We start from the raw sequence: 8,626 nt of genomic DNA, 5'->3' as shown, positions 1-8,626 counted from the left end.
AGGTCTGTCTTCACAAACTGACGTCGATACCCTCCGCCATGCCAAAACTCGAGCCCCTCACGCCCCGAACCGATTAGGAATCACTCGTCTAGGGGGATGACGGTTTATCAGAAGGCTCCACCACGGTGCGAACGAGAGAGGGGACCGGCTGATCCTTGACAGGGCCGGAGGATGGGGTCGGGTTGAAATGGATGACGAGCCAGCAGAACACGGCCACGAACGCCACGATCACAGCAATGGCGGCGAGTTGCTGGAAGCGGTGCTGTCGCCGGCCAGTTGCGTTGTGGCGGAGGTAGCGTGGTGTTGAAGGACCGCGGGCGCCAGCTGCGCGCAAGTGGGCGTGGTGCGTGGCGCGCGCCGTGGGGCGCTGATCTACGGTTTCCGGGTGTGATGTAGGCCTGATCATCGTGGTCAGCCGTGGCCGGTTGCTGGGGTGCGCACGTTGTTTCGCGTGCGGCCGCGATGGGCGATGTGGGTGATATCGGATGCGGTGGAGAGCGTCGAGTGTGGGGAAGCCTTCGGCGACGAGATCTGGGATGGTCAATTCCCCGCCGAGATTCATCGCGTTGAGCAGCGAGTAGACCTGTTCAGCGCTCCAAATGCGGGTGTGGCGGCCGGTCTTGTGGAACCAGGCGCGCAGCCCAGAATTGCCGAGCACGACATGGCAGCCTGTCGGCATCGGACCGACCTTCAACCGCACTGTCGAGTTGTGCGGTGGCACGATCACGACGACGGCGGAAACGAACGCGTTTCCGGGGTTGTGCTTGTCGGTCAGATCCTTGAACAGGTAGGCGGCGCTGAGTGCCTGGTCGACGGGGTGGGTGTCGCAGTCGCGGGTAAGGACCGGGTCACGGTCGGATGCAGTGGAGTGCCAAGGACCATTGGCTTCGGCGGTGAGCACTCCGTGGGTGACCTCGCTGTCGGTGCCTTTGACCTCGACAATGACTGCCGTCTGGGGCGTGAGGATGATGAAATCGGCTTGCTGGGTGCTAGATGTGCGCAGGTCAGGAATGTGGTAGTTCGCGATGGCAACTCCAGCTAGTGCGTGTTTGCCGGTCCAGCCGCGCAGCCAGCGGGCTACGCGCGCTTCGCTGTACACCTTTGTTGGACTGTTGTTGATGACGAGCATCACCGCTCCTCGGAACTCATTGGGGTTCTGCCGCCCCTTGTTGGTCGTTACGGCGGAGCGGCACGGGCAACAGGGGAACGCGCTCGATGCCTTCGGCACCCTTGGCGCAGTTGGCCGGTTGCTGCGGGATCAGCCTGCACCGAATTGGGCTGGCGGGTTCGGATTCGCCGGTAGGGCGGGTCTGCTGTTGGTGCCCCTCGAGCGACGGCATCGCTACTAAAAGCGAGATCAGGGCGGCGCGATCGGGATTTGTGGCCGGAATTCCGTTGGGAAGCAGCGCGATTGCCGCTGCGAGCCCTGCGCCTCGTCAGCGTGTGTGCCCGTCCGTAGATGTGCGGGTGATGCATCGGCTCGGTGAGCCAGTATGGGGTTGCTCGCTCGACCAGCAGATTTCGGTTCCCCGTCGGTGCGCGCCACCGTTCACGGGCGTTGCCCCACCTGGCCGCGGCACTCCGAGATGACAGAAGGTCAACGCCTGCGCGATGTCCTCGACCGTCGGCAGATCTCCGCCACACAGATCGCGGAAGGTCGCGTCGCCGGAAGGTCCGTCGCCGGCCTCCCGGGTATTCGGCGATGGCCGTCGGGATCACCGAAGACAACGACTTCAGCACGCAGCCCGCTATCGCCGGGAGTGTGGGTTGCGCGGCAGATGCTCGCTGGTAGAGCAATTGGTTGGCGTGCCAGATGAAATTGAGCCGGTCGACCAGGCCGGTGAGGCGTCTTTCGGCTCAGGAGCTGTGCGGGGCCGTCAGCGCCTCTGGTGGACTCGAACCACCGACCCTCATCGTGAGGACACGAACATCGGAGACTCGCGAACGTCACTCCTGATCGGGCGCGGTTTCCTCCTAGGACTCCAGCGAGTCGAGGTGGTTACCTTCACACAGTTCGTCGTCGGCGTGGTCCTGTAGCCAGCTCACCGCCGCGTCGTGCTCTCTCAGCGCTACCAGCACGCGCGCCAACGTGACGACCTCGATGCATTGCAACCGGCCAGCCACCGATTGGGGCATATCGTCTACCGTCCATGTGTCACGGAAGGCCCTCAACGCGGACTCTAATTCAGGTGTCATCGTGATCGTTTGAGCGCTCATGAGAACCTCTCTTCTCGGAAAGTGGCCGCTCCGGTCGGCGACCACCAGAAGCTTCGGTGGAATCGAGCCACCCCCGCCCTGTGTCTACGACCTGCCGCTCTTCTCGTGGCGTTGAACATGGTGTCGTCGACGCTGAGATTGAATCGGTCGACGCTGTTCCAGTTGCCGTGGCTGATGTAGATCATGGCTTTCCTTCGATCAGTCGAGAGGTGGATCAGGACGAGACCGCTGTGCTGTCGGCTTAGGCTGTCCGCCAGGAAATTCCGTGATCAGCCACGCGTGCTGTCGGTGTCGCGGCGTAGGTTTGTGCGCGTGGAGATCTCCCCGAGTCAGCTGATCGCACAGCATGTTGTCAACCGTGTCTCCAGCAAGGTCTACCCTTCCCCATTACCAGGCCCGCTGGACGATTGGTACGTCTATCAGCTCGACGGCGGTCACAGCATCGCGGTGGCCATCAAGAGCTTCTTCGACGCTGGGGCGCCGGTTGAGCGGTTCCTGTGCACGGTGCCGGTCCGCACCGTGCAACGCCTCGGGTGGGAGGTCCGGGATGGGTTCGTGGTCTGTGACGTGCCCTACGATCCCGAGATGGGGCCAATGACCGAAGACGAAGACGACGAGTTCTAGTCGCGGCCTATTTCCTGGCCGACCATCATGTTCCTTTGTTCTTGCTGTCGAATGGCTCATTCCGCTGCATGGGAGTGCTGGACCGGTACACGCGATCTCGGTGGACATCAGGCCAATGGGATGACGCATTGCGGTCTCGAGGCCAGTCCGGTCTGCGGCGAGCCGAGCCGGTGTCAGGCGCCTGTCGCTGCATGATCGGAGGTTACTGAACCCCGCCCAGCATTGTGGGCGTGAACCTCAGCTGTCTGGAAAGGTGTCGTCAGTCAGCCGCGCCGGGATATCGCCCCGTCAGTAGATCGACGATCAAGGCGGTCGCGGCGCATTTGGCCTCAGCGATATTCGGATAGGGGGCGCCGCTGACGAGTACTTCCCCGTCGTAGTCCTCGTCGTCGGGCGAGGTGTCGCGGTCGCCGCCGCGGTACACCCACACGGCCGCTACATCACGCTCGTCGGTCGTGTGAACGACCACAGCACACCAATCCAAGGTCTGCAGCACCCACGTGGTGAGGGTGCCGATGGCCTCTCCCATGTACTCGTCGGAGTAGTCGGTCCAGCCCTGTGTGGATGTACCGAACAGGGGATGTTCGCAGCCCTGGTGCTGTGCACGAGCTTGCGCGCGCTCGCTGCCGTGTGTGAACTGCGGGTCGGGCCGATCGCTGAAACGCGACCAGGTGCAGCAGCCCGCCTCGAACCCTTCGACCGCGTCGAGGACCACGACGTCTCCGGAATACCCAGTGGGGCAGTGCCGCCGGATGTGTTGCGCTTCGAGGCCGCTGTCGCCGAGAACACTGACGGGGCAGGTGCAGATCACCCACGTCGAGTCGTCGACATCGGTGGCGGTGGTGCGCACCGCGACACGGATCGTCTGGTGAAGTGTCGAGGGTGCCTCGAGTTCGGTGAACACTCCAGACGCGGGGTCGAAGTAGTCGCGGACGCGGCGGTCGTGGATGAACCGCTCACGTAGCACCGTCAGCGCCCGCTGATAGCTTCGTTCGAGTTGCCCGCGCCGTAAGCGTGTTCCAGGGCGCTGGTACACCAGAATCGTCGGGGTGCCGATGATGTAGTTGGTGGTCCCGTCAGTGTTGGTGTGCAGTGCCGCCAATATTGCTGTGTAGCAGTTGCTTTCACCGGTGCGGGTTTCGTAGGTCAGGCGAAGCTCAGCGTGGGGCTGTCGTGCTTCGGGGTCGAGGCGGCCGATCGGCCAGCGGGCGATGACGGTTCCGGGCTCGGCCACCACGCGGATCGGGTCGGCGGCAGGGCCGGGCAAGCCGGGGTAAAGAGTGGATGCTGAATGAATCACGGAAATGAAATACTTTCGGCTACTGGCTATTGCGGAGCGCCCATGTGCGGGCGGACGGGGGTGTCGGGCCATGGGGTTTCTGTGGCCCGAAGAGGGCGAAGCGAGGCTCGGGCTGTCGTGCACTTCAGTCGAGATCCTCAGCGGTGGTGATGCCAGCCCCTCCCATGTGCGCATATGTAGAGAGCCAACTAATACGGCCGACGTTGGGTCGAGTGTTGGCCGCACGCTCAGTGTTGGGGCGGTGGCGGGTCGGGATGGTTGGTGGTGGTGTAGGTGTGGAGTTGGGTAGCCGAGCCGATGCAGGTCTGGATGACGGCGATGGCGTTGCGCTTGCCGATTTCCACGGATTCGACCGGTTCGGCTTGGCATATCGGCTCGCATCGGCCGAAGACGCTGAGCCGAACCACGCCGTCCTCGCAGACGCGGATGACCGCGGAGAAGTCGAAAGGTCCTTGATACTCGTGAACCTCGACAGCTTCGAAGCCGGGGTCGGGCCCGCGGGCGGCCCACACGAGCGGGCGGCCGTGGTGGATTCCGCACTCGATACCGAGCATGCCTTCTACCGCTAACTTCGACTCGGCGAGGTCGGTATCGAGCTGGTCATCATCAAGCGGTCCGGGCCTGCCTGCTGGGGGCAGGATGGTGCCCCAATGCCGGCCGTTGCGGTCCATGGTGAGGATCCCGCGGTAGCCATGCGGGCCGTGGTAGATCCACTTGTCAGTGGCGCTGTGACTGGATGTGACGGCGTGCCATCGCGCTTCGTCTGGAATGGGGCGATAGGTGGTGGTGTCCGCGGCCGCGGGGATCTCGACAACGATTGCCTGGTGGACCTGCCCCGTCGTGCTGCGTTGCGCGGCGCGGGGCGCTCGGGACTGCGGTAGTTGCGGATATGCCGCGGCGGTGCTGGTGAGAGAGCATGCGCGGGGTGTCGGGATAGGTTGTGGGTGAATGTAGTTGGACGATTATGGGCCCGATCGGGGGTGTGACCGCAAAGGTTGGCGGGCGCCCGGCTTGCAGCCAACCGGTCACCACATCCTGCACTTGGCCGATGAAGTCGATGAAGTCTTGGCCGGACAGTTGTTGACGTGTCACAATCTGTTCGTCGGCGTACGTGTTGGCGTCAACGTGATCGTGCAGCTCACTGAAGCGACTGATGCTGGCGGGCAGCACACCATCGGCGATGTCTTGCAGGACTTCCCGGCAGATCTGGGCGACGATGTCGATATCCGAGACCGTGTCGACACCGGTGGCCATCCGCGGGGTGATGTCGCCGTCCAGCCACTGGCCGTCGCCTAGACCGCTGAGGAGTACCGCGTCGGGGCGACGGTGATGGCGTTGCTGGATCCGGCGGATCCCGGCAACGGATTCGTAGGCGTCATCGCGGCTGATGGCCGGGACTGTCCGCTTCTCGCCGGTGGTGGTGTCGGTCCACTGGTAGGCGTAACGGATTGGATACACGCGATTGGCGTCGAGTCCGGAATGCTCGGTCGGGGCGTGGACCGCGGCACCGGATGGTTCGAGCCTGCTGGGGAGCGATAGTCGACGAGTGGCGAGGGATCGCGAGTAAGGGGGGAGGGATCGATGTTGGTCTGTCAATGTGGTCCGATCTGGATCTGGCGTGTGCGGACTCGTCTGGCTCGGGCATGCCGCGGGAGTCGGTAACGGGGCGTGAGATGAGCTCTGGCACGGAGCGATACCCGATGTGCGGCACAGATGTTCCCGCCGTGGACGGTGGGGCTTCATCGCGCGGAGCTTGCTGCCGGACTGTCGTTTGGCTCGGTTCGGTCACCACGTTGGATCAGGTCACGCACGCGACGCAGTTCGCCGGGACGTGTGGGCTTCTCGGCGCAGGTGTCGAGCAGGTCTGCGACGTGATGCAGGAACCGGAGTTCGGAGTCGGTTGCCGCGCCGTGGACGGTGGTGTGGTTCTCGCTCATCGTCTGATCCCGCGTGTCCAGTGGCGGCGTGCCAGCCACCGCAAGGGTGTGGGTCGGGACCTGGTCGCCAGCGCCGCGGCCAAGGCATCGGCTGCGGCGGGGTCGAGGTCGGCGTAGCGCCAGTCGGTTGCGGGGTTGTCGGCGTCGCGGATCAGCAACCGCACGCGGTGGCCGTCGGTGCTGGCGATGACCTGGTGGTCGTCGACGTCACGGAGCCGGATGAGGATGCTGGCCAGGTTCAGGCTGTAGGGCATGATGCGGACGCTCCTTGGAAAGACAGGCCGGGCAGGCGCTCCGGCGCGAATGCGGTGAGAACTCAGGCGTAGTCGAGGTCGATCAGATCGGCGTAGCGTTGCCGGCCGTCGAAGACCGCGCAGTCGCAGTGCGGGAAATGCCGTTCGCAGTCGGCACAGAATCCGCAGGTGGTGCAGTGCGGGCCGACGCGGTCGACGTCCTGTTCGCCGCAGTAGTCGCAGTAGTCGAAATCGCCGTCGTAGTAGGCGTAGCCGAAGCGGTGATCGAGGTAGTCGTGGTTGGAGTACCAGATCCCGGCCTTGTCGTCCCAGTGGCCCCGGTGTTCGTTGAACAGGTAGGCGCGCTGGCGGTAGGCGGGATCGAGGGTGAGCAGCACGATCTTGTCGCTGCCCAGCCAGCGCTCCAGTCTTTCGCGTCCGCTCCAGGAATCCAGCGACCCGAACGGGGTCGTGGGCAGGAAGTCCTCCGCCGCGATCCTGGTGTCGGAACGCTCGTCACCCGGTGCGGGGTGCACGTTCGGGGGCAGGATCCCGTTGTGGGCCAGCACGGTTCGTTCATCACCGGCGACGAAGAAGGGATGGCAGTTGTCGAGGGTGCGTCGGCCGTGGGTGGCGAAGCGGGAATGAAACAACGCCGGACCGTCGGGGTACTCGTGACGCAGGGCCGCGAATTCGCCGAGCGCGGTCTCGGCGTCGAGGCTGTGCCCGGTGGTGATCGTGGTGCCGGTGATCAGGGCGTAGCCGTGGCCGTGCGGGTTGCACAGTGCCCCATTGCGCAGCGCGGGAATGTCAGGGGCGGCGGCGGGCTTGAGGAATGTCAGCATGCACATCGGAGGACCTCCAACTCGGTGAGCAGATCGGCAAAGTCGGGGCGAGAGCGCAGCCAGGCGGTGAACGCCGACCATTCCCAGCCGCGGCGGCGCGCGACCTGCGCGGCGGACAGGGCGCGGGTGTATTCGACCGACGCCGCGGCGAACGCGAGGGCGGCTTTGACCTGGCGCGGGTACAGGGAGGAGGCGAAGACCCGCAGTTCGAAGGTGTGCTCGGGGTAGACATTGATGGCCTGGTAGCGGCCCCACCCGTGTTTGCTGCCCTTGGCGTACTCCCCGGCCCGGGAGCGGGCTTCGGGGGAGAACTCCGCCCAGTCGCGCGAGCGTCGCCGCGCGAGTGTGGTGACCTGGGATTCGTTGCGGTACACGAACTTCAGCCACCGGTAGATGTGGGCGGGGGAGGAGAACCCGGCCCGGGAGACATGCACGTGAATGCCGACGGTGGTGTCGGTGCGGCAGCCCAGTAACCGGAGTTTGTTCAGCAGCTGCCACGGGAACCGGGTCCGCGCGTACTCCCACGACATGGGGTGGGTGACCAGTTCGAACCCGCACGGGCTGATCGAGGCGTCCTCTTTGAGGTAACCCAGATCCCCGAGCTGGCCGACTGCGAGGTCGACCGCGTCACCGAATTGGGTATGGGGGGTGATGAGTTCGAGTTCCATGCCCAGAAACAGCGGGCCCTCGCCGTGGAACAAGGGTTGCGGCCGGTAGGAGTAGTTGTGCACCGAGTCGTGGCCGGTGCCGTCGTCGCAGTCCTCGCAGCACCGGTTGTCGTAGGGGATGAGGGTGTAGCAGTCCTCGCAGTAGTGGTAGTTCTCGTTGCGGCAGTACGTGCACACCTCGTCACCGCCTTCGACGGTTTCGGTGTAGCGGGCGCGGGCACCGCAGTCCCCGCAACGCTCGTAGTCGTGCGAGCAGGACTCGCACACGTCCGGGCCCTCGACGATCGCGGTGATCTCACGGGTGTAGAGGTCGCAGCGGTCACAGCGGGTCCAGCCGGACAGGCACCGGCTGCACAGGTATTCGTCGGAGACGGTGTGGGAGGTGGCGCGGGTGTGGGTGCCGCACTGCTCACACATCGATAGCTCGGCGGCGCATGCATCGCAGAGCCGGTCACCTTCGATGGTCGGCACAAGCGCGTCGTCGGATACGGGGAGGGCGCACTCCTCACACTGGGTGGTGTTCAAGGTGGCGGTGGGCATGGGTGATCACGACCTTTCGACAGGAACGAACGAAGCCCCCGCGCAACCGGCCCGAAATCAGGCGGCACGCAAGGGGCTTCGACGGAGTGAGGTTCAGATCGACGGAGAGATGGTGTCCGGGTCAGAACACGGTGCTCGATGAGCGCCCGGAGGCGCGGTAACGTCCCCCGCGGTGGCTGCGGTTCAGCGATGTGGTGGTGCTGGAATTGCGGCTGGTGGTGCGTCCCGCAGTCCGGGCACGCGGTGAACCCGCCGGCGCAGC

Annotated in this window: 10 protein-coding genes; 2 read left to right on the top strand and 8 right to left on the bottom strand. The window is 64.8% G+C overall.

All coding sequences use genetic code 11. The features are described 5' to 3' along the window. Positions 1 to 88: 88 nt before the first annotated feature. Both AB0H61_RS37125 and AB0H61_RS37120 read right to left on the bottom strand, forming a co-directional pair. Positions 89 to 1,129, bottom strand: coding sequence for a nuclease-related domain-containing protein (locus AB0H61_RS37125; RefSeq protein WP_357313154.1), 1,041 nt, complete (start codon positions 1,127 to 1,129; stop codon positions 89 to 91). An 845-nt stretch (positions 1,130 to 1,974) separates the two neighbouring features. Beyond that, entirely contained in the window at positions 1,975 to 2,136 is a 162-nt protein-coding gene (locus AB0H61_RS37120; RefSeq protein ID WP_357313152.1) for a hypothetical protein, read from the bottom strand. 393 nt (positions 2,137 to 2,529) lie between these two features. Here AB0H61_RS37120 and AB0H61_RS37115 point away from each other — a divergent pair, with 393 nt between their 5' ends. After that, positions 2,530 to 2,841 (top strand): hypothetical protein, encoded by a 312-nt coding sequence (locus tag AB0H61_RS37115; protein WP_357313149.1) that lies wholly within the window; start codon positions 2,530 to 2,532, stop codon positions 2,839 to 2,841. Between the two features lie 259 nt (positions 2,842 to 3,100). Here AB0H61_RS37115 and AB0H61_RS37110 read toward each other — a convergent pair whose 3' ends face one another. Next, the gene (locus AB0H61_RS37110; protein ID WP_357313147.1) at positions 3,101 to 4,075 is read right to left on the bottom strand and encodes a hypothetical protein; all 975 of its coding nucleotides are present in this window, start codon (positions 4,073 to 4,075) and stop codon (positions 3,101 to 3,103) included. 293 nt (positions 4,076 to 4,368) lie between these two features. Then, positions 4,369 to 4,812 (bottom strand): hypothetical protein, encoded by a 444-nt coding sequence (locus tag AB0H61_RS37105; RefSeq protein WP_357313145.1) that lies wholly within the window; start codon positions 4,810 to 4,812, stop codon positions 4,369 to 4,371. A 370-nt stretch (positions 4,813 to 5,182) separates the two neighbouring features. Here AB0H61_RS37105 and AB0H61_RS37100 point away from each other — a divergent pair, with 370 nt between their 5' ends. Further along, on the top strand, positions 5,183 to 5,437 hold the full coding sequence (locus AB0H61_RS37100) for a hypothetical protein (protein ID WP_357313143.1): 255 nt from the start codon (positions 5,183 to 5,185) through the stop codon (positions 5,435 to 5,437). 443 nt (positions 5,438 to 5,880) lie between these two features. On the opposite strand, the gene AB0H61_RS37095 is transcribed toward AB0H61_RS37100, so the two are convergent. From AB0H61_RS37095 to AB0H61_RS37080, 4 genes are all read right to left on the bottom strand, one after another. Then, positions 5,881 to 6,078 carry a hypothetical protein gene (locus AB0H61_RS37095; protein WP_357313141.1) on the bottom strand — a complete coding sequence of 66 codons (198 nt, stop codon included), beginning with the start codon at positions 6,076 to 6,078 and terminating at the stop codon, positions 5,881 to 5,883. Continuing rightward, positions 6,075 to 6,332, bottom strand: coding sequence for a hypothetical protein (locus AB0H61_RS37090; RefSeq protein WP_357313139.1), 258 nt, complete (start codon positions 6,330 to 6,332; stop codon positions 6,075 to 6,077). The genes AB0H61_RS37095 and AB0H61_RS37090 overlap by 4 nt, the downstream gene beginning before the upstream one ends. A 62-nt stretch (positions 6,333 to 6,394) precedes the next feature. After that, complete coding sequence (locus AB0H61_RS37085; protein ID WP_357313133.1) at positions 6,395 to 7,162, bottom strand: hypothetical protein; 768 nt, start codon at positions 7,160 to 7,162, stop codon at positions 6,395 to 6,397. Beyond that, entirely contained in the window at positions 7,150 to 8,364 is a 1,215-nt protein-coding gene (locus tag AB0H61_RS37080; protein ID WP_357313130.1) for a hypothetical protein, read from the bottom strand. Before AB0H61_RS37080 ends, AB0H61_RS37085 begins: the two co-directional genes overlap by 13 nt. Positions 8,365 to 8,626 lie beyond the last annotated feature (262 nt).

Source organism: Nocardia sp. NPDC050710 (assembly GCF_040654375.1).
Classification (GTDB): Bacteria; Actinomycetota; Actinomycetes; order Mycobacteriales; family Mycobacteriaceae; genus Nocardia.
Note: the sequence above shows the minus strand (reverse complement) of the source record. Positions and strands in the feature narration are given on the sequence as shown.

Excerpts from the sequence above, each read along its gene's own strand:
- AB0H61_RS37125 (WP_357313154.1), bottom strand. The coding sequence starts at position 1,129 with ATGCTCGTCATCAACAACAGTCCAACAAAGGTGTACAGCGAAGCGCGC.
- AB0H61_RS37120 (WP_357313152.1), bottom strand. The coding sequence starts at position 2,136 with ATGCCCCAATCGGTGGCTGGCCGGTTGCAATGCATCGAGGTCGTCACG.
- AB0H61_RS37105 (WP_357313145.1), bottom strand. The coding sequence starts at position 4,812 with ATGGACCGCAACGGCCGGCATTGGGGCACCATCCTGCCCCCAGCAGGC.
- AB0H61_RS37095 (WP_357313141.1), bottom strand. The coding sequence starts at position 6,078 with ATGAGCGAGAACCACACCACCGTCCACGGCGCGGCAACCGACTCCGAA.
- AB0H61_RS37090 (WP_357313139.1), bottom strand. The coding sequence starts at position 6,332 with ATGCCCTACAGCCTGAACCTGGCCAGCATCCTCATCCGGCTCCGTGAC.
- AB0H61_RS37085 (WP_357313133.1), bottom strand. The coding sequence starts at position 7,162 with ATGTGCATGCTGACATTCCTCAAGCCCGCCGCCGCCCCTGACATTCCC.
- AB0H61_RS37080 (WP_357313130.1), bottom strand. The coding sequence starts at position 8,364 with ATGCCCACCGCCACCTTGAACACCACCCAGTGTGAGGAGTGCGCCCTC.